Here is a 24,904-nt window from a genome sequence, read left to right as displayed (position 1 = left end):
AATGGCCTGGATCGTGCTGGTGATCTCTGGACTCCTCGAAACCGCGTGGGCCATCGCCCTCGACCGCAGCGCCGGCTTCAGCCGGCTCGTCCCCACGATCGTCTTCGCCATCACGGCCGCCCTGAGCATGATCGGCCTCGCCTACGCGCTCCGCGAGATCCCGGTCGGCACCGGCTACGCGGTCTGGGTCGGCATCGGCGCGGTCGGGACCGCCGTGGTGGGAATGGTGGCGCTCAACGAGTCAACCAGCCTGCCCCGGATCCTCTGCCTCCTGCTGGTGATCGCCGGAGTGGTGGGCCTGAAGATCTACCACTAACGGCCGAACCGGGGGCCAGACCGGCCCCGCTGGGCACGACGGCGGCCGCGGTCAGTCGTCGCCGCCGCGCAGGCCGACCAGAACATCCGTCAGCTCGTCCGGCTTCACCAGCACATCCCGGGCCTTGGAGCCCTCGGACGGGCCGACCACGCCGCGGGTCTCCATCAGATCCATCAGCCGACCCGCCTTCGCGAAACCGACCCGCAGCTTGCGCTGCAGCATCGAGGTGGAGCCGAACTGTGAGGTCACCACCAGCTCCACCGCCTGCACCAGCAGGTCGAGATCATCGCCGATGTCCTCGTCGATCTTCTTCTTGCCCTCCTGGGCCACGGTGAGCACATCCGAGCGGAACTCCGGCTCCCGCTGCTCCTTACAGAACCGGACCACATCGGCGATCTCCCGCTCGGTCACCCACGCGCCCTGGATTCGAAGTGGCTTGGCCGCACCCATCGGCAGGAAGAGACCATCACCGCGACCGAGCAGCTTCTCCGCGCCCGGCTGATCCAGGATCACCCGCGAATCCGCCAGCGACGAGGTGGCGAAGGCGAGCCGGGACGGCACATTGGCCTTGATCAGACCGGTCACCACGTCCACCGACGGACGTTGGGTGGCGAGCACCAGATGGATACCGGCGGCCCGGGCGAGCTGGGTGATCCGGACGATGGAGTCCTCCACGTCACGCGGGGCGACCATCATCAGGTCGGCCAACTCGTCCACAATCACCAGCAGGTACGGGTACGGCCGCAGTTCCCGCTCGCTGCCGGGCGGGGCCGTGATCTCACCATTGCGAACCTTGCGGTTGAAGTCGTCGATATGCCGCACCCCGTTGGCGGCCAGATCGTCGTAGCGCATATCCATCTCGCGCACGACCCACTCCAGCGAGTCGGCCGCCTTCTTGGCGTTCGTCACGATCGGCGTGACCAGGTGCGGGATTCCCTCGTAGCCGGTCATCTCGACCCGCTTCGGGTCGATCAGCAGCAGCCGCACCTCGTCCGGGGTGGCCCGGGTCAGGAGAGAGACCAGCAGTGAGTTCAGACAGCTCGACTTTCCCGCGCCGGTGGCCCCCGCGATGAGAATGTGCGGCGTCTTCGCGAGGTTGGCCACCACGTAGCCGCCCTCGATGTCCTTACCGAGCGCGACCACCATCGGGTGATGATCGCTGGTGGCTGCCCGGGAGCGCAGCACGTCGCCGATGGCGACATTCTCCGGATCGGTGTTCGGGATCTCCACACCGATCGCGCTCTTGCCCGGGATCGGGCTGAGGATGCGCACGTCCGGTGACTTCACCGCGTACGCGATATTGCGGGAAAGCTGAGTGATCCGCTCCACCTTGACCCCGGGGCCCAGCTCGACCTCGTACCGGGTAACCGTCGGACCCCGGGTGAAGCCGGTGACCGCGGCATCCACGTCGAACTGCTCGAACACCCCGGTCAACGCGGCGATCACCTCGTCATTGGCCCGGCTGCGCTTCTTCGGGGCGGCACCGCTGCCCAGCAGGGTCGCCGGGGGCAGCGCGTAGTCGCCCGCCAGCCCGGTCAACGCAAGCTGCTCGGCGCGAGTGGGCAGCGGCGAATGCTCCGGCGGCTCCGCCGGCTTCCGACTCGCCGGCACCTTCGTCGACGACTTGCGGGGCAGCACCAGAGTCTCCTGCAGGTCCGCGCCCGCCAGATCATCGGCGAAGTCATCCGGGTCCGGCGGCGGTGGCGGCGTCCGCTTCGCCGCACGTTTGCGAACCGGCTTGCCGGTCTCCGCCGCGGCCTCCTCGGCGACCCCCGCGTCGGCCGACGTGCCGACCACCGTGCCGGCCAACAGACCCAGCCGCTCCGGAACCTTGTTGATCGGAGTCGCGGTGACCACCAGCAGCCCGAAGACCAAGAGCAACAGCAGCAGCGGCACGGCCACCCAGGCCGTCACCGCCCGCTCCAGCAGGCTCCCCACCCCCGCGCCGATCAGGCCGCCCGCGAAGTCCCGCTGCACCTGCGAGGTCGGCTCCTGCCCGATGTGCAGCAACGCGGCCGTAGCGACCAGCATGGACCCCCAGCCGACCGGGCCCCGCCCCCGATGCTCCGAAACGGTCGGCTCCCGCATCAGCCGCCAGGCACCGATCATCAGCAGCACCGGCACCACGACGGCAATCGCACCGAGAAACAGCCGTACGGTGTCGGCCAGCCGCTCCCCCACCGGTCCGGCCTTTTCGAACCAGATGCTGGCCGCGCTGAGCAGCGCGAGGCCGAGCATCAGCAGCCCGGCGCCGTCGCGGCGATGCTCAGGGTCGAGGCCGCGGGCCGCGGCGGCCTGCCGGCCGGCGGCGCGAACCGACCAGCCCACCCCGTGCGCTAGGCCCATCCACAGTGCCCCGAGCGCCCGGCCCACCGAGCCGGCCGGGTTGGTGCGGGCCGGTGGACGACGCTTGGGGGCAGCGCGGGGCTTCTTCGCCGGCTGCCGGGCACGGTTGTTCGCGCTGCCACGCGGCGACGCGCCGCGCCGCCGGCTCGCCTGAGAGGTACGGCCCGCCATAGCATCAACCTAGCGGCGGTACCCGGCGGATCGCCGCTATTCCAGGTCGTGTCCGCGCGTCGGCACGCGAATCCGCCGCCGGTCGTGATATTCGCCTCAGAAGGGATGCCGCATGGCGTCGCCGACCGGGGACATTCCGGACCGCCTCCTGGGCGGCTACCCGGGCGCCCTGAGCCCACTCACCGATGAGCTGATCGCCACCGTACTCACCCGACGGGGATACACGGTGGAGACCGACCCGGCCGGGGAACTGGTCGGCCGGTGGGCCGACAGCCTCATCTGGTTCCTGCGGCCCGGGACCGCCGGGGAGCTACTGCAGGTACGCACCGTCGTGGCACCCACGTTCGCGATCGAGTACGTTCCCGCACTGCACGCCTTCTGCAACGCCTGGAACCACGACCGGCTCTGGCCCAAGGCGTTCGTACACGTCGAAGACGACGGTCAGGCGCGAATCTGCGGGGAAGTCATCACCGACCTCGAGCGCGGGGTGACCCCACACCAACTCGACCGGCTCCTCGACCGCGGCATCACCACCGGCTGCCAGCTCGCCACCGAGGTGGCCCGGCTGCCCGGCGGGGTGCGGTCGTGATCGGGCAACCCGGCGGTCGTGGGCTGGAAGAGTTCGGCTGGCCGGGGTGGCCACCCCGGCGCCAACGACCCGGGCGGGACGGCCGCCCCCTCGCCGAGGAGTTGGCCGACGCCCGGGACTCCCCCGACGGCGAGGCCCGCAGCGCCGAGCTGGAACGGATCGCCGCGCGCGCCGACGCCGCCGGCGACGACCAGTCTGCGCTGGACGCCCGGCTCGCGCTGATCGAGACCTACCTACTCGACGAAGGTCGGTGGCGCCTGGTCGAACCGGTCCGCCGCTGCCTCGCCGCCGTGGACCGGCGGCCCGACCTGCTGCCACCCGACGGCCACGAAACCCTGGCCCGCTACCGGCGGTACGCGGTCGAAGCCCTGCTCGGTAGCCCGCGTGGGGGCCTGGACCAGGCCCGGGCCCTCCTCGACGACCTCGGCACCGCCGACACCGCGACCGCCGCCGAACTCTACTGCCGGATCGCCGACCACCTCGGCGACGAGCCGACCGCCCGATCCTGGTACGACCGCTGGGTAGCGACGCCCGCCACCCCGGCCGACGGCTGCCTCAGCTGCGCCGCCGTCCGACGGGCAGAGCTGCTCGCCGGGTGGGAGGAGTGGTCCGCCGCGCTGGACGTCCTGGCCGGCGTGGACCCGGACGACTGCACCGGAGCACCCGAGCGGGGGCTCGCCGCGGGGATGCTGCCGTGGCTCCGGGTCGGCGCGACCGAGGCGGCCGCGGCGGCGCACGTGCGCGCCTACCAGCGGCACCGACGCGAACGGGCCGGCTTCGCGTACCTCGCGGCGCACCTGCGCTTCTGCGCGCTCAGCGGGAACCCGGTCCGCGGGCTGGCCCTGCTCACCGAGCAGCTACCCCGGCTGGATCGGGCTCCCGACGAGCTGTCCGCGATGGAGTTCGCCGCCGCCGGGGCGCTGGTGTGCGGGGTCGCGGTCGCCGCCGACCTCGGCGAGCAGCGGATACGCCGCCCCGCGTACGGGCAACGACCCCCGGCCGACCTGGACATCGCCGCCCTCGGGGCGACGCTGACCGACCTGGCCACCGGGCTCGCCGGCAGCTTCGACGCGCGCAACGGCACCGGGCACCAGTCCGGACGGATCGCGTCCTGGCTGGACGTGCGGGGCGCCACCGAACGAGCCCTGGCTCACCCGGTAGCGCTGCCGTTCGAGAGCCCAGACGACGACGCACCCGACCGCGAACCGGACGACCAACCGGACGACCAGCCCGCCCCGCTCAGCCTGGCAGCGATCACCAACGCCCTGGACCGGCGCGGCGACCAGTACATCCTGGACGCCACGGACACCGTTGTGGGGCGCTGGGGCGAGGCGCTGATCCAGGTACGGCGGACCGGCGAGCGCGGCGAGGTCCTGCACGTACGCGCCGTGGCCAGCCGCCGGTTGCCGGCCGACCGACGTGCCGAGGCGTACGCGTTCTGCAACGCCTGGAACCAGGACCGGCTCCTACCGACGGCGTACGTGCACGACTCCGGCGCGGAGCTGGTGCTGGCCGGTGATGTCAGCACCGACCTGTCCCACGGGGTCGCGCCCACCCAGCTGGACGTGCTGCTGGCCGCCGCGGTACGCACCGGCTCGGCGTACGCCGACGCGGTCGCGGAGCTGCCCTAGACCCGGGCCGGCTCCCCGACCTCGCCCCGCCTCGGCTCAGACCTCCACCACGTTCGGCACGATCATGGGCCGACGGCGGTAGGCGTCGTTGACCCACCGCCCCACGGTGCGTCGCACAATCTGCTGCAGCTGGTGCGGGTCGGTGATCCCATCGGAGGCGGCCCGGTTGAGCGCCTCGGTGATCAACGGCACCACCGGGCTGAACGCCTCCGGGTCCTCGGAGAAACCCTTGGCGGAGACGGTCGGCCCACCAACCACCTTCCCGGTGACCGAGTCGACCACCACGGTGGCCGCGATGAACCCACCGTCGCCGAGGATCCGTCGCTCGGTGAGCAGCGACTCCGACACGTCACCGACGGCGAGACCGTCCACGTAGACGTACCGGCTCTTGACCTGCCCGACCAGGCTGGCTCGCCCCTCGACCAGGTCGACCACGTCGCCGTCCTCACAGAGCACCACCCGATCGGCGGCGACGCCGGACTCGATGCCCAGCCGGGCGTGGGCGCGCAGGTGTCGCCACTCCCCGTGGACCGGCATCAGGTTGCTCGGCCGAACGATGTTGAGCAGGTAAAGCAGCTCGCCGGCAGGGGCGTGCCCGGAGACGTGCACCTTGGCCACGTCCTTGTGCACGACGACGGCACCCGCCCGGGCGAGCCGGTTGATTACCCGGTAGACCGAGGTCTCGTTGCCGGGCACCAGCGAGGAGGCGAGCACCACGGTGTCGCCGGGGGCGATGGTGATGTGCCGGTGATCACCGCTGGCCATCCGGCCCAGCGCGCTCATCGGCTCACCCTGGCTGCCGGTCGACATCAGCACGATCTGGTCGGGCGGCATGCTGGTGGCCTCGTCGAGCCCGACAACCAGCCCAGGTGGGATGTTCAGCAGCCCGAGGTCGCGGGCGATGCCCATGTTGCGCACCATCGACCGGCCGATCAGGGCCACCTTGCGACCATGCTCCACCGCGGAGTCGAAGACCTGCTGAACCCGGTGCACGTGGGAGGCGAACGACGCAACGATGATCCGGCCCCGAGCCTTGGCGAAGATCGAGTCGAGCACCGGGCCGATCTCCCGCTCCGGCGTGACGAAGCCGGGAATCTCGGCGTTGGTGGAGTCGGACAGGAGCAGGTCCACCCCTTCGGCGCCGAGCCGCGCGAAGCCGGCCAGGTCGGTGATCCGACCGTCCAGCGGGAGCTGGTCCATCTTGAAGTCACCGGTGTGCAGCACCAGACCGGCCGGGGTGCGGATGGCCACGGCGAGCGCGTCCGGGATCGAGTGGTTGACCGCGAAGAACTCACACTCGAAGGGGCCCAGCTGCTCCCGACCGCCCTCCCGCACCGTCAGCGTGTACGGCTGGATCCGCCGCTCGGCGAGCTTCGCCTCAACCAGGGCGAGGGTGAACTCCGAGCCGACCAGCGGGATGTCCGGCTTGTGAGCGAGCAGGTACGGCACCGCGCCGATGTGGTCCTCGTGACCGTGCGTGAGCACGATGGCCTGCACGTCGTCGAGACGATCCAGGATCGGGGCGAAGTCGGGCAGGATCAGGTCCACGCCCGGCTGCTCCACGTCCGGGAAGAGCACGCCGCAGTCGACGACCAGCAGCTTCCCGTTGTACTCGAAGACGGTCATGTTCCGACCGATGGCGCCGAGCCCGCCCAGCGGAATGATCCGCAGCCCGCCCTCGGGCAGCGGCGGCGGCAGTTCTGTCTCGATTCGCGCCTCGGTCACGCGTTCACCTCATTCTGCGACGCCGTCACCCGGCGTCCGTCGTGTCGTTCGTTCATTCAGGGAGGTCCAGGCCCGCCGCCGCACAGTCGGCGCGGAGCTGGGCAAGCTGGTCGGCGGTGGCGTCCACCAGCGGGGAACGGACCGGACCGGCGGGCAGTCCCTTCGCCGCCAGGCCGGCCTTCACCATGATCACGCCCTGAGTCCGGAAGATACCCGTGTACAGCGGCAGCAGCCGCCGGTGCAGGGCGAGCGCCGTGGCGTTGTCTCCCGCCTCGAACGCCCGGATCATCTCCTGGGTCCGCGCCCCGGTGAAGTGGGTCGACGTGCCCACCACCCCGACCGACCCCACCGCCAGCGCAGGCAGGATGAGCGGGTCCTCACCGCAGTAGAAAGCCAGGCCGGTCCGGCTGGTCACCCAGCTGGTGGCGGTCAGGTCGGTCTTGGCGTCCTTCACCGCGACGATCCGGCCGTGCTCGGCGAGGCGGACGAGCGTCTCGGTCTCGATCGCCACCCCGGCGCGGTGCGGAATGTCGTAGAGCATCACCGGCAGCTCAGTGGCGTCGGCCACCGCGGTGAAGTGTCGCACCAGGCCCGCCTGCGGCGGCTTGCTGTAGTACGGCGTCACCACCAGCAGGCCATGTGCTCCGGCCTTCTCCGCGGCAGCGGCCAGCTCGATGGTGTGCCGGGTGTCGTTGGTCCCGACCCCGGCCACCACCTTGGCTCGATCGCCCACGGCCGCGACCACCGTCTGGATCAGGCGTTCCTTCTCCGCGTCGGTCGTGGTCGGCGACTCACCGGTGGTGCCGTTGACCACCAGCGCGTCGTTGCCCTGCTCGTCGACCAGGTAGTTCGCCAACCGGGTCGCACCGTCCAGATCGAGCGCACCGTCGGCGGTAAAGGGTGTCACCATGGCCGTGAGCACCCGCCCGAACGGCCGGGAGGCCGTCCGGGGGGGAGTGTCGGGGAGGTCACTCGTCATGCGTCCAACCTAGCGGACGACCTCCGAGCCCCCGACGGGGAAGGGCTCAGGACACCTCCGCGTGCGGGCTGGCCGCCACCTCGGTGCCGTCGGGCAGGGAGGAGATCACGAAGTCGTTGAAGACGCTCGGAGCCACCCCCTGCAACTGGCGAAGGCACTCCACCGCCAGCTCGCGGATCTCCACGTCGGCGTGCTCGGTCGCCCGCATACCGATGAAGTGCCGCCACGCCCGGTAGTTGCCGGTGACCACGATGCGGGTCTCGGTGGCGTTCGGCAGCACCGCCCGCGCCGCCTGCCGCGCACGCTTACGCCGCAGGGTGGCGTTGGGCTCGTCGGTGAAGCGCTGCTCCAGGCCCTCCAGCAATTCGGTGTACGCCCGTACGCTCGCCTCGGCGGCCTCCACGAACCGCTTGTGCAGCTCCGGGTCGTCGGCGATCACGGCCGGCTCCACCATCGCGGCGTCCCGCTCCGGCACGTACCGCTGGGACAGCTGCGAATACGAGAAGTGCCGGTGCCGGATCAACTCGTGGGTGAGCGACCGCGACACCCCGGTGAAGTAGAAGCTCACCGAGCCGTGCTCCAACACGCTCAGGTGGCCCACCTCGAGAATGTGGGCGAGGTAGCCGGCGTTGGTCGCCGTCGCCGGGTTTGGCTTCTTCCAACTCTGGTAGCAGGCCCGGCCAGCGAACTCCGCGAGCGCCTGCCCCCCGTCGGCGTCAGTCGACCACCCAACGTCGTCTGGGGCCGCGAATTGGGTCCACGCAATGAGCTTGACCTGGGGCTGCACCATGTCCGGCATTCCTGCGACTGTAGTGGCGCGACCGGCGCCGACGGAAATCGGACCCCGCAGTCGACGAAGATCAGACTCTGGCCGCCACACTCCCCGGGGCGGGCACAAGCGCGACGGGAGTACAGGCGCGACGGGAAGAGGCGGTGGGCGTGTGGTGAGCGCCACCCTTAGTCGACCGCCGCCCCTTGTCGACCGCAGCGCAAAGCCCGGTCGGACAAGGTCGTCCGGGAGTCGCCGCCACGGAGCCGACGCAGGCGAACGCGGTTTGCTGGCAGCAAAGGCAGGCAGCGGCAGCAGCGCGAAGGCGAGGAAGAGTCAGACGTAGAGCGCGGTGAATGGCGCCCAGGGCAGGTTACGCACCACTGAGAAAGCCAACCAGGCGGCCAGGAAAACCCCGATCAGCTTGTTGCTGATCCGCAGCTCGGGTAACCGCCACCCGAAGGCCTGCCGGCCCGCCCACGCCACGAACAGGTACGCCAGGAAGGGGAGCACGAAGACGAGGAGAAAATGGTGCCGGGCAGCGGCCGGCAGGTCGGCGTGCAGTAGGTACCACAGGGCCCGGGTACCGCCACAGCCCGGACAGTCGAGCCCGGTCGTCAGCTTGAGCATGCAGGTGGGGGCCGCATCCGGCGCGGACCGGGTCGGGTCGATCAGCAGCGTGTAGCTGATGCCGGCGCCGACACAGCCCAAGGCGGCCAGCGGCGCCGCCCACCGAGGCGAGCGCTCGTGGAGGCGGAGTACGAATCGGGTCAGTCGGTCCGGCTGCGGAGCCGGGTAGACCGGTACCGCCCCCACCGGCCAGCCATCAGGCGCCGGGGCAGCAGCCGCTGATCGCTGGCCAGCAACATCCGACGTCCAGACAGCACCGTCAGCTGGCCCGGCAACGCTGTCCGAGGGCCGCACAGCACCGTCAGCGGGCCCGGCAGCACCCTCCGAGGGCCGCACAGCATCGTCGGAAAGGGGCGGGGCATCAGTCGCCGCGGCGGCCCGGCTCTGCGGCCCGTCAACGCTCGTCACGTCGATCACGGTACACCCGCCACGCTTCTGAGGGCGGCGGCCAGCGGTACCGCCAGGTCACCTGCCATCGGTGGCGCCACGGCGTCCAGGCCCAGCCAGCCGGCCAGCCGGTACAACTCGGCGGCGAGCGCGAGCGCCGTCTCACCCGCATCGACGCCGGGCTCCTGCCAGGCTGCCGGCACGAGAAGCACACCGCTCTTCCGGTCGGCCTTCAGGTCGACCCGGGCGGTGAACCGCTCCCCCTGAAGAAACGGCAACACGTAGTAGCCGTGCACCCGCTTCGGCGCCGGGACGTAGATCTCGATGCGGTAGCTGAAGTCGAACAACCGCTGCGTGCGGCCCCGTTCCCAGACCAGCGGGTCGAAGGGGCTGACCAGCCGGTTGCCCCGCACCCAACGGGGCAACCGGGCCTCGGCGTGCAGCCAGACCGGCTGCCGCCAGCCCGACACGGTCACCGGGATCAGCTCACCCGCCTCCGCCAGCTCGGCGATCGCCGCCCGAGCCTGCACCAGTGGCAACCGGAAGTAGTCCCGCAGCTCCGGCTCCGCTGCCACGCCGAGGGAGCGGGCGGCCACAGCCACCAGCGTCCGGTACGCCTCGGCGTCGCTCGGGGTGGGCGTCGCGAGCACAGCCGCCGGCAGCACCTGCTCCGGCAGGGCATAACGGCGGGCGAAGGACGTCGTACGCTCGGCGGCCGTCACCTCGCCGGACCAGAACAAGTACTCCAGCGCCTGCTTCGCCGCGGACCAGTTCCAGCCCCAGTTGCCGGTCACCCGGTCAGCGTCGTGCTCAATCTCCGCGGCGGTGATCGGTCCACGGGCCGCTACCTCGTCCCGGACCCACGCCACCAGATCGGGCTGCTCCTCGGCGATCCGGCGCATGCCACCCCAAGCCTGGCTACGGGCGCGCGCCATCCGCCAGCGCAGCGCCGGCTGCAACGCGACCGGCACCAGCGACGCCTCGTGCCCCCAATACTCGAAGAGCTCCCGGGGTCGGCGGTACGCAGCGGTGTCGAGCAGCGCCGTCGGGTAGGGGCCGAGGCGGCTGTAGAGCGGCATATAGTGCGCCCGCTGGAGCACGTTGACCGAGTCCAGCTGAATCAGGCCAACCCGGTCCAGCACGCGACGCAGGTGCCGGCGCGTGGGAACACCGGTCGGCGACGGGTCGGTGAAGCCCTGGGCTGCCAGGGTGATCCGTCGGGCTTGGGCGAGCGAGAGCGATTCCGGCGCGGTCATCACGGGGACACTAGGTCACCGGTACGACACCGGTACGGGATTGATCCCGCTCCTCCCGCCCGGCCGTCCCGGCCGCAGCCCGGTCCGCCGCGGTCCGGATCGGCAGAAACGCCAGCAGGGCCAGACTGATCCAGACGTACGTGTTGCTGCCGAGGAAGCCGTCAATCCCGGAGAAGTCCCGCTCCCAGGCCCACACGATCCGGCTGATCAGGAACACGTACGCGACGCTCACGGCCACCAGTAGCCAGCGACGCCGACGGCTGCCGGCGGGCGCGGTCATCGCGCTATCCAACAGCAGGAGGAGCGCCGGCAGCAGCCAGACCAGATGGTGCACCCAGGTGACCGGGCTGACCAGACACATCAGCACACCGGTCAGCGCCAGCCCGGTCGCCTCGTCACCGGCCGCCACCGCGGACCGGGCCCGCCACGCCCAGAGCACCAGTACGGCCACCACCAGCACCAACCAGGCGACGGTGCTCGGATCCTCCGGATTCAGCCGGGCCACCACCCCACGGAGGGACTGGTTGGAGACGAAGGAGAGCTCGCCCACGCGGCCGGTGTTCCACAGCGCCTCGGTCCAGAACTCCCGGGAGGCATCCGGGAAGAGGGCAGCGGCGAGCAGGGTTGCGCCGGCGGCGGTGCCCATCGCGGTTACCGCTGCCCGCCAGCGCCCGGTCACCAGCAGGTAGACGATGAAGATCCCCGGGGTCAGCTTGATCGCGGTGGCCAGTCCGATGGTGGTGCCGGCCCACCGGCTACCCGAGGGCAGTAGTCGCAGCAGGTCCACCGCCACCAGGAACAGCAACAACATGTTGACCTGGCCGAAGTTCACCGTCTCCCGCATCGGCTCATACGCCGCGACGAGGCAGAACGCTACCGCGATGGCGAACCAGCGGGTCCAGCCGGCGCGGCGCGAGATCGGGTCAAGCAGCCACCAGAACAGCACCAGGGTGACCACCACGCTCGCGGAGACGCTCAGCACGATCGCCACGTTCCAAGAGACGTACGCCATCGGCAGCATGACCAGGGCGGCGAACGGCGGGTAGGTGAAGCCGTACTGGGTGAACGGGCGCAAGAAGTCGTAGATCTCGCCACCGTCGTGCACCCAGTAGCGGATCGCGCCGTAGTAGACCCCGAGGTCAAAAAAGCCGTGCCGCATCGCCGCCACGGACAGGAACAGGGCCACCCCGACGGCGAGCCCGACCACACCGATCACCTGTCGGACCGTTCGCCTGGCACCCTGCGCCATCGTCGCCTCCTCCACCCTGCGTAGGCTTTCGTGCCATGGCTCTCGGCTACGTCCGCCCAGCACGTCCACAGGACGCCGGCGACATCGCACGCATCCAGCTCGCGACCTGGCGGGTCGCGTACCGCCGCATCCTGCCCCGGCAGGTGCTCGCGAACCTCGACGAGGCGTGGCTGGCCCAGCGGTGGACCGCAGCGGTGCAAGAGCCGCCCTCGGCTGCCCACCGGGTGCTGGTCGCCGTCGAACAGGCCGAGCAATCGTATCTGGTGGGCTTCGCCGCCTCCGGTCCGGCCGACGCCGAAGCCCAGGCGCCGGGCGAACCCGCCGAGGCGCTTGGCCCGGACGTCGTCGCGGTCACCGACCTGCTGGTGGAGCCGCGCTGGGGTCGGCGGGGGCACGGCAGCCGCTTGCTCGCCGCGGCGGTGGACCACTGGCGCGACGACGGGTTCACCCGCGCGGTGGCGTGGGCGTTCGACGGCGATGCGGCGACCCGGGGGTTTCTGACCGGCGCCGGGTGGGAGCCGGACGGGGCAACCCGCGCGCTCGACGTGGACGACATGCTGGTCGCCCAGGTACGACTACACGTTGCGGTCCCCGCGGAGCCGACTTCGACTCCCTGACGACCCGGCTCCCGGACACGGGGTCCGGAACACGGGGTCCGGGCTCCCGAATGCGGAGCCCGGCTCCCGGACGACCCCGGTGCGGGGCGAACGCTCAGTCGAGCAGTGTGTCCAGGCCGACCGTCAGGCCGGGCCGGCTGCGCACCTGGCGGGTAGCCAGCAGGACCCCCGGCATGAAGGAGGCCCGGTCGTAGGAGTCGTGCCGGATGGTCAGCGTCTCGCCGGTGGCGCCGAAGAGCACCTCCTGGTGGGCGACGAGGCCGGTGGCGCGGACCGAGTGCACGCGTACGCCGTCGATGTCACAGCCGCGGGCACCGGCCACCTCGTCCCGGGTGGCATCCGGCGCCGGACCTTGACCGGCGGCGGCCCGGGCCGCCGCGATCAGGCGCGCAGTGTGCGTCGCGGTGCCGCTCGGTGCGTCCAGTTTGCGCGGGTGATGCTGCTCGATGATCTCGACTGACTCGAAGTGGCGGGCAGCCCGTTCGGCAAACTGCATCATCAGCACCGCCCCGATGCCGAAGTTCGGGGCGACGACCACGCCCACCCCGGGCTTCCGGGCCAGCCAGCCGCGCATCCGCTCCAGCCGTGCCTCGGTGAAGCCCGTGGTGCCGACCACGGCGCTGATGCCCTGGTCGATACACCAGTGCAGGTTGTCCATGACCACGTCAGGGGTGGTGAAGTCGACAATCACCTCGGCTCCGGCGTCGGAGGCGTTGAACAACCAGTCGCCCTGGTCAACCATGGCCACCAACTCCATGTCGGGGGCCGCGTCCACCGCCTTGCACACCTCGATGCCCATCCGGCCACGGGCGCCCAGCACACCGACCCGGAGCGGCTCGTCCGCGCTCTTGTCCTGCTCGTCAGTCACAGCCGACAACCTATCCCAACCGGGACATCCGCATCGCCGGGTGGGGCCGCGGTAGCCCGATGTGCCCGCAGCCTGGGATTCGGGGGCTGGCGGTCCCTACCGGCCGGAGCGGTTGAGCTGCACTTCCTCGGAGGAGGGTTGACGGCACTTCGATGGTGACGATCGCCTCCGGCGCTCCGGCTGGGGCGATCGAAGGTAGCCAGGCAGAGGGTGGAGCCAGGCGGAGAGTGGAGCCAGGCGGGGGTGGTCCGGCAGGCGGTAGTCAGGCGGGGGGTGGTCCGGCAGGGGTGGTCAGGCGGGGGTGGTCGGGGTCGCTTCGGCGGTGAAGTCGGACTCGCCGAACGGACCCACCACCGCCAGCGACATCGGGCGCGTCAGCAACTCCGCGGCGAGCGTGTTGACATCGGCAACGGTGACCGCGTCCACCTCGGCCAGCAAGGTGTCGACCGGCAACAGTTCGCCGTACAGCAACTCCCCCTTGGCCAGCCGGCTCATCCGGGAACCGCTGTCCTCCAAGCCCAGCACGAACGCGCCCTTACTCATGCCCTTGCCCCGGGCCAACTCGGCTTCCGTGAGTCCGTCGGCGGCCATCCGGGCCAACTCCGCGCGGATCAACTCCAACACCTCGTTGACTCGACCCGGCGCACAGCCGGCGTAGACGGAGAACAGGCCGCTGTCGGCGTGCTGGCTGGCGTAGGAGTAGACCGAGTAGGCGAGCCCCCGCTGCTCGCGGATCTCCTGGAAGAGCCGGCTGGACATGCCGCCGCCGAGGATGTTGTTCAGCACCCCAAGGGCGAACCGGCGTTCGTCCCGCCGATCAATGCCGGTGCAGCCGAGCACGACGTGCGCCTGCTCGGTCTCCTTCGGCCCGACCAGGGTGGTCGCGGGCTGGGTGCGTGCCGCCGGGGTGGCGCTCCGGTACGGCGCGGGCGCCGCCGGGTCGGTGTCCAGTGGTGTGCCCCGCAGCGCTTGCCGGACCAGCTTGACCACACTGGAGTGGTCCAGGTTGCCCGCGGCGGCGATGACGATCCGCGGCGGGGTGTAGTGCCGTCGGTAGAAGCCCTGAATCTGCCGCCGGGTCATCGGGGTGACCGTCTGCTCCGTCCCCGAGATCAGCCGGCCGAGCGGGTGCTCGCCGTAGACGGCCCGGGCGAAGAGATCGTGCACCTCGTCGCCGGGCTCGTCGTCGTGCATGGCGATCTCCTCGAGGATCACGCCCCGCTCGACCTCCACGTCTTCCGGGGTCAGCACCGAGTCGGCGACCAGGTCGCACATCACGTCGATGGCGAGGGGTAGATCGTCGTCGAGCACCCGCGCGTAGTAGCAGGTGTATTCCTTCGTGGTGAAGGCGTTGGTCTCGCCGCCGACCGCCTCGATCTCCGACGAGATCTCCAGCGCTGTCCGCCGGTGCGTCCCCTTGAACAGCAGGTGCTCAAGGAAGTGGGCGGCCCCGGACTGGGGGCCCGTCTCGTCCCGGGAGCCAACCGAAACCCAGATGCCGAACGAGACGCTACGCATCGCCGGGATGGCCTCGGTGAGTACCCGCAGCCCGCTGGGGAGCACGGTCCGGCGGACCGTGCCGCCCAGCGGGTCGTCACTGAGCGTACGAGTTACGGCGCGGCTGGCAGCGCCGCCGGGAGCGCCCCGAAACGCGGCCACCCCCCGTCGTTCCGGTATGGACGGCACGGAGACAGTCCGGCTCACGAAGGGCTCCCGGTTCAACGAGGGGTGGATGGTGCGCTGGTCCGACGGTCAGCTACGCCGGGTACGACGGCGCGGACGCGACTCGCCGCCCTCACCGCCGTCGCCACGGTCGCCGCTGTCGCCGCGGTCCGGACCCCGGCCGCCACGCTCGCGGTCACCGCGGTCGCGCGGTCCCCGGTCGCCCCGGTCCCGACCAGCGGGCCGCTCGCCAGCGCCCTCCGCCGGAGCCTCGGCACCCTCCGGACGCACCTTGTCCAGGTAGATCTTGCCCCGCTGGTCGATGTCGGCGATCTCCACCTCGACCTTGTCACCGACGTTGAGGAAGTCCTCGACCTTCTCGACGCGCTTGCCGTCGCCCACCTTGGAGATGTGCAGCAGACCGTCGCGGCCGGGGAGCAGCGAGATGAACGCGCCGAAGGCGGCGGTCTTGACCACCGTGCCGAGGAAGCGGTCGCCCACCTTCGGCAGGGTCGGGTTCGCGATCCCGTTGATCCGCTCGACCGCGGCCTGCGCAGCGGGACCGTTGGTCGCGCCGACGTAGATGGTGCCGTCGTCCTCGATCGAGATCTCGGCGCCCGTCTCGTCCTGGATCGCGTTGATCGTCTGCCCCTTCGGGCCGATCACCATGCCGATCTTGTCCACCGGGATCTTGACGGTGGTGACTCGAGGCGCGTAGTCACTCATCGTGGCCGGTGCCTCGATCGCCGCCTGCATCACCTCCAGGATCGTCTGCCGGGCCTCGTAGGCCTGCTGGAGCGCCGCGGCGAGCACATCCGACGGAATCCCGTCGAGCTTGGTGTCGAGCTGAAGCGCGGTGACGAAGTCCCGGGTACCGGCGACCTTGAAGTCCATGTCGCCGAAGGCGTCCTCGGCACCGAGGATGTCGGTCAGCGTCACGTACCGGGTCTTGCCCTCGACCTCGTCGGAGATCAGGCCCATGGCGATGCCGGCGACCGGCGCCTTCAGCGGCACCCCGGCGGAGAGCAGGCCGAGCGTCGAGGCGCAGACCGAGCCCATCGAGGTCGAGCCGTTGGAGCCGAGCGCCTCAGAGACCTGCCGGATCGCGTACGGGAATTCCTCGCGCGAGGGCAGCACCGGGATCAGGGCCCGCTCGGCGAGGGCACCGTGGCCGATCTCCCGCCGCTTCGGCGAACCGACCCGGCCGGTCTCCCCGGTCGAGTACGGCGGGAAGTTGTAGTTGTGCATGTAACGCTTGGACTTCTCCGGAGAGAGCGTGTCCAGGGACTGCTCCATCCGGAGCATGTTCAGCGTGGTGACGCCCATGATCTGGGTCTCGCCCCGCTCGAAGATCGCCGATCCGTGCACCCGCGGCAGAACTCCGACCTCGGCGGTCAGCGGACGGATGTCCCGCGGGCCGCGGCCGTCGATGCGGACCTGCTCGCGCAGCACCCGGTTGCGGACTTCGGACTTGGTCAGCGACCGCAGCGCGGCGGAGAGCTCCTTCTCCCGGCCCTCGAAGCGCGGGCCAAGCTCCTCGAGCACCCGGGCCTTGATCCGGTCCAGGGCCTCCTCGCGGTCGGCCTTACCGGCGATCTTCAGGGCCTCGGCCACGTCCTCCCGGGCCAGCTCCGCGACCGCGTCGTACGCGTCATCGGAGTAGTCGAGGAAGACCGGGAACTCGGCGACCGGCTTGGCCGCAATCTCGGCCAGCTCGCTCTGCGCGCGGCACAGCTCCCGGATGGCCGGCTTGGCCGCCTCCAGCCCACTCGCCACGACCTCCTCGGTCGGCGCGGAGGCACCGTCGGCGACCAGCTTCGCGGTGTGCTCGGTGGCCTCCGCCTCGACCATCATGATCGCGACATCACCGTCGGGCAGGGCCCGACCGGCGACCACCATGTCGAAGGTGGCGCGCCCCAGCTCCTCGTGGGTCGGGAAGGCAACCCACGAGCCGTCGATGTGGGCCATCCGGGTCGCCCCGATCGGGCCGGAGAACGGCAGGCCGGAGAGCTTCGTCGACATCGAGGCGGCGTTGATGGCCACCACGTCGTACGGGTGGCTGGGGTCGAGCGCCAGGACGGTCTCGACGACCTGGACCTCGTTCCGCAGGCCCTTGACGAACGAGGGACGCAGCGGCCGGTCGATCAGCCGGCAGGTGAGGATCGCGTCCTCGCTGGGGCGACCCTCCCGGCGGAAGAACGAGCCGGGGATCCGGCCCGCCGCGTACATCCGCTCCTCGACGTCAACGGTCAGCGGGAAGAAGTCGAAGTGCTCCTTCGGCTGCCGGCCAACGGTGGTGGCGGAGAGGACAACCGTCTCGCCGAGCTGGGCGACGACGGAGCCGGCGGCCTGGCGGGCCAGCCGGCCGGTGGAGAAGGTGATCACACGGGTGCCGAAGGCCCCGTTGTCGATCGTGGCGGTACGGGACTGGGTACCGAGGTTGCTCTCGGTCATCTGTGGTTGCGCTCCTTCGCGTCTACGGACCGCAACGCGCAGCTGTTCAGACGGCCGGTCTTCGATCGAAGCGCCCGGGCGGATCGGCGAGGTGCCGGATGCCCGGAGGCCACTACCGGAGACCGGTGCGCTGACCGGCTCCCGGTGGTCGGGGGGTCGTGCGGCCCTGGTTGTCGGAGTTTCTGGCGGCGAACTGGAGCGGGGGAGCGGCCGAGCGGCCACTCCCCCGTCACGTCACCGGCGCAGACCGAGCCGCTCGATGAGCGACCGGTAGCGGTTGATGTCCTTCTTCTGCACGTAGTTGAGCAGCCGACGGCGGCGGCCGACCAGCAGCAGCAGCCCACGGCGGCTGTGGTGGTCATGCTTGTGCACCTTCAGGTGCTCGGTCAGGCCCGCGATCCGCTTGGTGAGGACGGCGACCTGCACCTCCGGCGAACCGGTGTCACCTTCGACGGTCGCGTACTCCGCGCGGATCTTGGCCTTGGCTGGCTGGTCGAGCGCCATGTTCTCCCTGTTTCGGTGAGTGAATCGGTGTCGTGTCCGCCAGAGCGGGCTTACCCGGAGGGCCGGGCGATGCCCGGCGGCGGACGGTCCTCGCACCCGCGGCGTCGTGCAGGCACGCCAGGACCCACGTCGGTGCGCCGACGTCTTCGTCAGGCTACCAGCCCCGGTCGCGACGGGCCGGGCAAGGGCCCGACGGGGTGTCGAACCCAATCACTTTCCGTGATCACCCCAGGGCTAGACGGGTACGCTCGACGTCCACGGTCATCTGGGCCACCAACGGTTCAATCGAGTCGTAGCGGACCTGCCCGCGCAGGTGTGCCACGAAGTCCAGGGCCAGCCGCTCGCCGTACAGGTCCGCGTCGAAGTCGAGCACGTACGCCTCGACCCGCCGCTCCCGGCCGGAGAAGCTCGGGTTCGTGCCGATCGACACCGCCGCCATCAGCGGCTCCCGCTGCCCCCGCCGCACCAGGCGGGCGGCGTAGACGCCGTCAGCCGGGACCGCGGCGTACCGGTGGCAGAGCAGGTTGGCGGTGGGGAAGCCCAGCTCACGACCGCGTCGGTCGCCGCGGACCACCACGCCCTCCAGGCGGTGCGATCGCCCCAACGCGCTGGCAGCGGCCACCACGTCTCCGGCGGCGACGCACGATCGGATGTAGGTCGAGGAGAAGACTGTCCCCGCCTCGGCCACCAGGGGCGCCCCCTCGACGGCGTAGCCGAAGGTCCGACCGAGCTGTTCCAGCAACGCCACGTCCCCCGCGGCTCGGTGCCCGAACCGGAAGTTCTCCCCCACCACCACCAGCGCGGCGTGCAGGTGCTCGACCAGGACGTCGTGCACGAACGCCTCCGCCGACAGCCGGGAGAAGTCCGGGGTGAACGGCACCACACAGAGCACGTCCACGCCGAGCGCCTCGATCAGCTCGGCCTTGCGGGTCGGCTCGGTGAGCACCGCCGGGTGCGAGCCCGGGCGTACCACCTCGGCCGGGTGCGGATCGAAGGTGACCACCACCGACTTGACGCCGAGTTCCCGGGCCCGGGCCACCGCGTGCCCAATGATCGCCTGGTGCCCCCGGTGCACGCCGTCGAAGACGCCGATGGTGACGACTGACCGCCCCCAGCCGCCGGGTGCCGCGTCGTACCCCCGCCACCGCTGCATAACGCTCCTCCCCTGCCGCTGTCCCGACCGCTGTGCCATCAGGCCGGGGCCAGCACGATCTCCGCACGGGCCCGACCGGCCCGCTCGCTGACGATAGCGACCAACCCACCCGCTGGGCCGAAGACGGCGTACGGGCCGTCGATCCCCACCGGGTCCAACGGACCGCCGTGGGAGAGCACCCGCTCCTCCTCGGCGGTCGCCTCGCGGCGCGGGAAGAACCGGTCAGCCGCCGCCGCGAGGGAGAGCGTGACCACCTCGGGTGCCCGGTGCTCCAGGTCATCGAGGGTAGCGGCCTCGGCGAGGGTGAAACCGCCCACGGCGGTACGCCGCAGCGCGGTGAGGTGCCCGCCGACGCCGAGCGCCTGGCCCGCGTCTCGAGCGATCGCCCGCACGTACGTGCCGGAGGAGCAGGTGACGTCCACGTCCACGTCCACCACGTCCGGCTGGTCCCGCCGCAACGCCCGCACGTCGAGCTGGGAGATGGTGACCCGCCGGGGCGGCAGGTCGACACTGGCCCCCTCCCGAACCCGGCGGTACGCCCGCTGACCGTCGATCTTGATGGCGCTGACCGCGCTAGGCACCTGGTCTACGGCACCGGTCTGCGCCGCCAGCACGGCCCGGACCGCCTCCTCGGTGACCAGACCAGCCGGGGCGCTGGAGATCACATCCCCCTCGGCGTCGTCGGTGACCGTCGCCTGCCCCAGCCGAATCGTGGCGGCGTAGCTCTTGCCGGCCCCGATCACATAGGTCAGCAGCCGAGTGGCTCGCCCCACGCCGACGATCAGGACCCCGGTCGCCATCGGGTCGAGCGTGCCACCGTGCCCGACCCGCCGGGTTCGGGCCAGCCGGCGTACCCGCGCCACCACATCGTGCGATGTCATGCCGCCGGGCTTGTCGACCACGATCAGTCCGTCTGCGCTCACGACCGCCAAGCCTGCCAGACGGGCCGGCCCGGCCGGCACCGGGACGCCCACCCGGACGTCCGTGCCACCCGCCCGCTCCTTCCGCGACGAGTCGCATTGACGCCTACTGCTATCAAGGAGCGCCTAGCCCACCCGGAGGTTCGTGTCCATGTCGCCCCAAAACCAGAGCCGGCCCCCTCGGCTGCACCAGCCGGAGCAGCCGCCCAGTCTCCCCGCCTGGATGCTCGACCCACCGCCCTCGCGGCGCACGGCTGGGGACCGGATCGCCACCGCGCTGCTCGCGCTCCCGGGTGCCACCGCCCTGCATCGCCGGTGGCAGGTACGGCAGGACCGGCACCGGCTGTATCAGCGCTTCCCGAACACGATGAAGGTGGTCGGCTTCGTCGTCTGCTTCGCCGTGACCCTGGGGCTGGTGCTGGCCATCTACGCCCTGCGATCCAGCATGGTCTCGTCCTAACTCAGGCACCGCTGGCCGCTCCGGCCGGTGGTTGAATCCGTCCGGCGTGGTCCGGCCCGGAGCACGCCGGCGACTCAGGCCCGGACCGCGCCGACGACCGCCCAGCGACCGCTGCGCAGCCGCAGCAGCAGGGCGGCCAGCCGGAGCACCACGAAGAAGGTGAGTCCAGCCCAGATCCCACCGAGTCCGAGGTCTAGTCCGTACGCCAGCCAGATGGCCGGCAGAAATCCCCCCAACGCCGCGACGATCGTGAGATTCCGCAGGTAGCGGATGTCGCCCGCGCCGATCAACACCCCGTCCAGGGCGAAGACGACGCCCGCCAGCGGCAGCATCGCAACGAACCAGGGCCAGGCCACCATCGCCTCCTCACGGACCTGCCCATCGGCGCTGAACCAGCCCGGTACCACCCCGGCGCCGGCCGCGATGATCAGCGCGAACACCACGCCGCAGCCAGCGCCGAGCAGCCCGATCTGGCGGGCCAGTCCGCGCGCGCCGGCCGCGTCGTCGGCGCCGAGCGCAGCACCGACGAGGGCCTGCGCGGCGATGGCGAGTGCGTCGAGCACCAGGGCGGTGAAGAACCAGAGTTGCAGGACGATCTGGTGGGCGCCGACCGCCGCCGCCCCGAAGCGGGCGGCCACCGCGGTGGCGGAGAGGAAGCTCGCCTGAAAGGCGATGCCACGGATGAGCAGGTCCCGACTGAGCACGAGCTGCTGGGCGAGGACCCGGGGACGGGGGCGTAGGTCTACCCGCTCGGAGATCAGCGCCCCGGCGAAGAGCGCACCGGAGATCGTCTGCGCCACGACGTTGGCCACCGCCGATCCGGGCAGGCCGAGCCCGGCAGGGTAGACCAGCACCGGGCAGAGCACCGCGGAGAGCAGGCTCGGGCCGAGCACGAACCACAGCGGCCGGCGGGTGTCCTGGACGCCCCGCAGCCAACCGTTGCCGGCAGCGGCGAGGAGCAGCCCTGGTGCGCCGAGCGCCGCGATCCGCAGCCACTGCGCGGCGGCCTCCGCCACCTCGTTGTCCGCCCCGACGAGGGTGCGGGCGAGCACGCCACCGCCGGCCTGCATGCCGACTGCGACGAGGACCCCTACGGTGAGCGCGAGCCAGGAGGCCTGGACCCCCTCGGCGACGGCGGCGGTGCGGTCACCGGCCCCAAACCGCCGGGCGGACCGTCCGGTGGTGCCGTATGCGACGACCGTGCCCAGCCAGGCGATGAGCGTCAGCACGGTGCCGCCAATCGCCAACGCGGCGAGCGGGACCCGGCCGAGGTGTCCCACCACCGCCGTGTCCACCAGCACATACAGTGGTTCGGCGGCAAGCACCACCAGGGCGGGCAAGGCGAGCGCGGCGATCCTGCGAGGCGAGGCGGAGCGGGTTGCGGTGGCGGCCGGCGAGTTCATCGTCGCTGATCCTGGCACGGGTCCAGTAAGGACCGCAATTGTGGCTCGCCACTTACCCGGAGCGACCGACCCAGACGACGGGCGGCCAATGCCGCCCGTCGGAAGAGGACATCAGGCGATCGGCGACGTCACTGGCGCGTATCCATCGAGGTCTGCAACGCACGGCGCAGCAGCTCACGTGCCTCGTCAGCGGTATCGGGCTTGGGCTTGTTCGACATGGGAAGCCCCTTCCAGGGCACGAGCCACCAGCGCAGCGGTGACACTCACGGGCAAGGTCTGCCACCCGCGGGGCGCCCGGGGTTGCCGGAGCGGCACACGGAGCAGCGAGCCCGGGTCGGTCTGACCCTGGAGAGCGGCGACGCCGGGTACGGCTCCATCGCTCACGACCAGCACCATCAGCACGGCATCGGTCAATACCCAAGCTATCGTTCAGGTCCGCCTACCGCCGGCAGTTCCCACCATCCGGACCGCGCCACAGCGCCCGAACACGGCACCTCAACGAGCCAGGAAGTGCCAGCCCAACCACCACCAGAAGCCGAAGACCCCAATCCGGCCGACCGGCACCGAGCCGACCTCATACCGCATCACGTACGCGCAGACCTCACCGAGAGTAGGGATGCGAGAACCCTCCCGGCGGGCCGCCAACTCCACGGCGACGAAGAGCGCCACCGCCACCAGGAAACCGCCGATCGCCAACAGCCGCATCATCGCCGCACCAGCCCCCAGAACGCAGACAACCAGGCCAACCAACCCGCTGAGCGGATCACTCCGTCCTCCAGCAGTGGATCCGCCAGCCGCGAGAAGGTCGGGAAGTCGTCACCCGCTGCGGCCACGAAGGTGGCCCCCTCGAAGACCACGAACACCACCACCGGCAACGTCCACCACACCGCACCCCGGTCGAGTCGAACCGGTGCGGGCCGCCGGGGCACCCGACTACCCAGGCCAAGCCAGATCAGAACACCACCAGTGCCGAGCGTCCACAGATTTGCCTCAATCGAGAAGGACGGAAACCGGCCACCCACCAACGACAGGCAGAGAAGCACCGGCACGGTGACAGCGGGACGATCCCAGGCGCGCGGCGCCTCGATAGTCAGGTCACGGGGCTGTTCCATTCCGCAATTCTGCCCACCAGTATCAACGGCGGGAAGACCGGACACCCGTAAGCCGACCCTGATCTTTGTCGACAGATCATCAACCGAAAGACCAGCCAACAACTAACCGTAGGGCTGAGTCAACCGTTGCCGCGAGGCTGCTCCTCAATCGCCGTTCGAGGGGAGCAGCGCTGCGGCCAGCTCCCGCCGGATCGCCTCCACCACGTCGTCGGCGCTGCCCTGGCCGGTGAAGCCGGCGGCGAGCCGGTGCCCTCCACCACCCAACTCCACCGCCACCCGGCTCACATCCACCGCACCCTTGCTTCGCAACGACACCGCCCAATCGCCGTCGGCGGTCTGCTTCACCACGCAGCTCACGTCAGCCTCCGCCGTGCACCGCACCGAATCGATCAGCGCCTCCAGCACGTACCCGGGCTGCCCATGCCGGGCCAGGTCGTCCTGGGTCGCCCAGGTCCACACCAGACCGTGACCATCCGCCGCGGCGGGCTCTAACCGGGCCCGACCGATCACCTCGGCGCTGAGCCGCACGGCGCCGAACGGGCGGGTGTCGAAGACGCGACGGGAGATATCACCGGGACTGATACCCGTGGCGAGCAGCCGGGCCGCAAACCGGTGCACCGCCGCGGTGGTGGCCTCGTACCGGAAGGAACCGGTATCGGTAGTCAACGCCACATAAAGGCACTCCGCGATCTCCGCGTCGAGCGGCACCCCCAGCCGGCTAAGGAGCTCGTCCACAAGCACCGAGGTGGCTGCCGCCCGCGGGTCAATCAGATTGACCGCACCGAAGCCGGGGTTCGAGGCATGGTGGTCGAGCACCAACGTGCTGCCGGCGGTCGTCAGCCGGTCAGCCAGCTCCCCCAACCGGGACTCGCTCGCCGCGTCGAAGCTGATCAGAAGGTCTGGATCGACAACCGCCTCCGCAGCCGGGACCAGCAGCTGCTCGCCGGGGAGCCCGCGTAGCGGCTCCGAGAGCCGCGGCGGGCCGGGAAAAGTGGCCTGCACCTGTCGCAGACCGAGCCGATGCAGCCCGAGAGCGAAGCCGAGCATGCTGCCGAGCGCGTCACCGTCCGGGTTCACGTGGCAGACCAGCAGCACCCGCCCCGCGGGCGGCACCGCGCGGACCGCGGCCACCGCCGCCGCCCAATCGGCATCCGCTGGCGCGGACCGCCCCCCGGCGTCAGTCACCGTTGATCCCCGCCCGGCGGCGACACCTCGTCCCCGGTGGCCTCAGGCTCCTCTTCCAGCCGGTACGGCTGGGCCTCCCCCGCGTACTCTGCCCCGGTGGCGAGACGCTGCACCTCGGCATCCGCGTGGCGGGCCTGGGCGAGCAGGTCGTCAATGTGCTTGACCTGGTCCTGCACGTCGTCCAGGACAAAGGTCAGCGTCGGCGAGTGACGCAGCCCCAGCGCCTTCCCGACGGTGCTGCGCAACATTCCCTTGGCGCTCTCCAACGCCGCGGCAGTGCTCGCCTGGGCAGCCGCGTCGCCGAGCACCGTGTAGAAGACCGTGGCGTCGCGGAGGTCAGCGGTGATCCGCGCATCCGTGATGGTGATCATGCCCAGCCGGGGATCCTTGATCTGGCTACGCACCACCGACGCCACCAGCTCACGCACCCGCTCCGCGTGCCGGCGCACCTTGGCCGGATCCGACATCTCGCCACCTCCAGGCGTACCGCTCCCGGCCGCCGGGCACCTGAAGTGCCC

At 70.9% G+C, this 24,904-nt stretch carries 23 protein-coding genes; 5 read left to right on the top strand and 18 right to left on the bottom strand.

What is annotated here, in order from left to right:
• Position 1 precedes the first annotated feature (1 nt).
• The gene (locus B116_RS0111355) at positions 2-316 is read left to right on the top strand and encodes a DMT family transporter (protein ID WP_025619211.1); all 315 of its coding nucleotides are present in this window, start codon (positions 2-4) and stop codon (positions 314-316) included.
• Positions 317-367: 51 nt separating this feature from the next.
• On the opposite strand, the gene B116_RS0111350 is transcribed toward B116_RS0111355, so the two are convergent.
• Positions 368-2,833: an FtsK/SpoIIIE family DNA translocase gene (locus B116_RS0111350; RefSeq protein ID WP_027660153.1), complete on the bottom strand. Its 2,466-nt coding sequence runs from the start codon at positions 2,831-2,833 to the stop codon at positions 368-370.
• 112 nt (positions 2,834-2,945) lie between these two features.
• Here B116_RS0111350 and B116_RS0111345 point away from each other — a divergent pair, with 112 nt between their 5' ends.
• Both B116_RS0111345 and B116_RS0111340 read left to right on the top strand, forming a co-directional pair.
• Positions 2,946-3,422 carry a type III secretion system chaperone family protein gene (locus B116_RS0111345; protein ID WP_027660152.1) on the top strand — a complete coding sequence of 159 codons (477 nt, stop codon included), beginning with the start codon at positions 2,946-2,948 and terminating at the stop codon, positions 3,420-3,422.
• Positions 3,419-5,053: a type III secretion system chaperone family protein gene (locus tag B116_RS0111340; RefSeq protein ID WP_018722045.1), complete on the top strand. Its 1,635-nt coding sequence runs from the start codon at positions 3,419-3,421 to the stop codon at positions 5,051-5,053. Before B116_RS0111345 ends, B116_RS0111340 begins: the two co-directional genes overlap by 4 nt.
• Before the next feature lie 36 nt (positions 5,054-5,089).
• On the opposite strand, the gene B116_RS0111335 is transcribed toward B116_RS0111340, so the two are convergent.
• The 6 genes from B116_RS0111335 to B116_RS0111310 form a co-directional block, all read right to left on the bottom strand.
• On the bottom strand, positions 5,090-6,778 hold the full coding sequence (locus B116_RS0111335; protein ID WP_018722046.1) for a ribonuclease J: 1,689 nt from the start codon (positions 6,776-6,778) through the stop codon (positions 5,090-5,092).
• Positions 6,779-6,830: 52 nt separating this feature from the next.
• The gene (dapA, locus tag B116_RS0111330) at positions 6,831-7,757 is read right to left on the bottom strand and encodes a 4-hydroxy-tetrahydrodipicolinate synthase (RefSeq protein ID WP_018722047.1); all 927 of its coding nucleotides are present in this window, start codon (positions 7,755-7,757) and stop codon (positions 6,831-6,833) included.
• 46 nt (positions 7,758-7,803) lie between these two features.
• Positions 7,804-8,547: an FAD-dependent thymidylate synthase gene (gene thyX, locus B116_RS0111325; protein WP_026189578.1), complete on the bottom strand. Its 744-nt coding sequence runs from the start codon at positions 8,545-8,547 to the stop codon at positions 7,804-7,806.
• A 315-nt stretch (positions 8,548-8,862) separates the two neighbouring features.
• Complete coding sequence (locus B116_RS0111320; RefSeq protein WP_027660151.1) at positions 8,863-9,573, bottom strand: DUF2752 domain-containing protein; 711 nt, start codon at positions 9,571-9,573, stop codon at positions 8,863-8,865.
• The gene (locus tag B116_RS0111315) at positions 9,570-10,799 is read right to left on the bottom strand and encodes a winged helix-turn-helix domain-containing protein (RefSeq protein ID WP_027660150.1); all 1,230 of its coding nucleotides are present in this window, start codon (positions 10,797-10,799) and stop codon (positions 9,570-9,572) included. Before B116_RS0111315 ends, B116_RS0111320 begins: the two co-directional genes overlap by 4 nt.
• Positions 10,800-10,809: 10 nt before the next feature.
• On the bottom strand, positions 10,810-12,048 hold the full coding sequence (locus B116_RS0111310) for a glycosyltransferase family 87 protein (RefSeq protein ID WP_027660149.1): 1,239 nt from the start codon (positions 12,046-12,048) through the stop codon (positions 10,810-10,812).
• A 35-nt stretch (positions 12,049-12,083) separates the two neighbouring features.
• Here B116_RS0111310 and B116_RS0111305 point away from each other — a divergent pair, with 35 nt between their 5' ends.
• A complete protein-coding gene (locus B116_RS0111305) occupies positions 12,084-12,665 on the top strand; it encodes a GNAT family N-acetyltransferase (protein WP_018722051.1) in 582 nt (193 codons plus the stop codon).
• Positions 12,666-12,759: 94 nt separating this feature from the next.
• On the opposite strand, the gene dapB is transcribed toward B116_RS0111305, so the two are convergent.
• The 6 genes from dapB to truB form a co-directional block, all read right to left on the bottom strand.
• Positions 12,760-13,533, bottom strand: a complete 774-nt coding sequence (gene dapB / locus B116_RS0111300) for a 4-hydroxy-tetrahydrodipicolinate reductase (protein WP_018722052.1) — start codon at positions 13,531-13,533, stop codon at positions 12,760-12,762.
• Between the two features lie 291 nt (positions 13,534-13,824).
• Positions 13,825-15,192: a M16 family metallopeptidase gene (locus tag B116_RS0111295; protein WP_397540722.1), complete on the bottom strand. Its 1,368-nt coding sequence runs from the start codon at positions 15,190-15,192 to the stop codon at positions 13,825-13,827.
• A gap of 93 nt (positions 15,193-15,285) precedes the next feature.
• Positions 15,286-17,649 (bottom strand): polyribonucleotide nucleotidyltransferase, encoded by a 2,364-nt coding sequence (locus tag B116_RS0111290; protein ID WP_027660147.1) that lies wholly within the window; start codon positions 17,647-17,649, stop codon positions 15,286-15,288.
• A 234-nt stretch (positions 17,650-17,883) separates the two neighbouring features.
• Positions 17,884-18,153: a 30S ribosomal protein S15 gene (gene rpsO / locus B116_RS0111285; protein ID WP_018722055.1), complete on the bottom strand. Its 270-nt coding sequence runs from the start codon at positions 18,151-18,153 to the stop codon at positions 17,884-17,886.
• Positions 18,154-18,376: 223 nt separating this feature from the next.
• Positions 18,377-19,306 (bottom strand): bifunctional riboflavin kinase/FAD synthetase, encoded by a 930-nt coding sequence (locus B116_RS0111280; protein WP_018722056.1) that lies wholly within the window; start codon positions 19,304-19,306, stop codon positions 18,377-18,379.
• Positions 19,307-19,344: 38 nt separating this feature from the next.
• Positions 19,345-20,280 carry a tRNA pseudouridine(55) synthase TruB gene (truB, locus tag B116_RS0111275; RefSeq protein WP_018722057.1) on the bottom strand — a complete coding sequence of 312 codons (936 nt, stop codon included), beginning with the start codon at positions 20,278-20,280 and terminating at the stop codon, positions 19,345-19,347.
• A 97-nt stretch (positions 20,281-20,377) separates the two neighbouring features.
• Between truB and B116_RS0111270 the strand changes: the two genes are divergently transcribed.
• Complete coding sequence (locus B116_RS0111270; RefSeq protein WP_033667582.1) at positions 20,378-20,686, top strand: hypothetical protein; 309 nt, start codon at positions 20,378-20,380, stop codon at positions 20,684-20,686.
• Positions 20,687-20,760: 74 nt separating this feature from the next.
• Here the strand turns inward: B116_RS0111270 and B116_RS0111265 are convergent, their stop codons facing one another.
• From B116_RS0111265 to rbfA, 5 genes are all read right to left on the bottom strand, one after another.
• On the bottom strand, positions 20,761-22,089 hold the full coding sequence (locus tag B116_RS0111265) for an MATE family efflux transporter (RefSeq protein ID WP_027660145.1): 1,329 nt from the start codon (positions 22,087-22,089) through the stop codon (positions 20,761-20,763).
• A 495-nt stretch (positions 22,090-22,584) separates the two neighbouring features.
• Positions 22,585-22,794: a DUF6186 family protein gene (locus tag B116_RS0111255; protein ID WP_020608265.1), complete on the bottom strand. Its 210-nt coding sequence runs from the start codon at positions 22,792-22,794 to the stop codon at positions 22,585-22,587.
• A complete protein-coding gene (locus B116_RS0111250) occupies positions 22,794-23,201 on the bottom strand; it encodes a hypothetical protein (RefSeq protein WP_018722062.1) in 408 nt (135 codons plus the stop codon). The genes B116_RS0111255 and B116_RS0111250 overlap by 1 nt, the downstream gene beginning before the upstream one ends.
• 144 nt (positions 23,202-23,345) lie before the next feature.
• Complete coding sequence (locus tag B116_RS0111245) at positions 23,346-24,386, bottom strand: DHH family phosphoesterase (protein ID WP_027660144.1); 1,041 nt, start codon at positions 24,384-24,386, stop codon at positions 23,346-23,348.
• Entirely contained in the window at positions 24,383-24,853 is a 471-nt protein-coding gene (rbfA, locus tag B116_RS0111240) for a 30S ribosome-binding factor RbfA (RefSeq protein WP_018722064.1), read from the bottom strand. The genes B116_RS0111245 and rbfA overlap by 4 nt, the downstream gene beginning before the upstream one ends.
• Positions 24,854-24,904: the final 51 nt, after the last annotated feature.

Source organism: Salinispora fenicalii (assembly GCF_000514815.1).
GTDB classification, from domain to species: Bacteria; Actinomycetota; Actinomycetes; order Mycobacteriales; family Micromonosporaceae; genus Micromonospora; species Micromonospora fenicalii.
The sequence above is the reverse complement of the archived record's forward strand: the minus strand, read 5'-3'. Positions and strand labels throughout refer to the sequence as shown.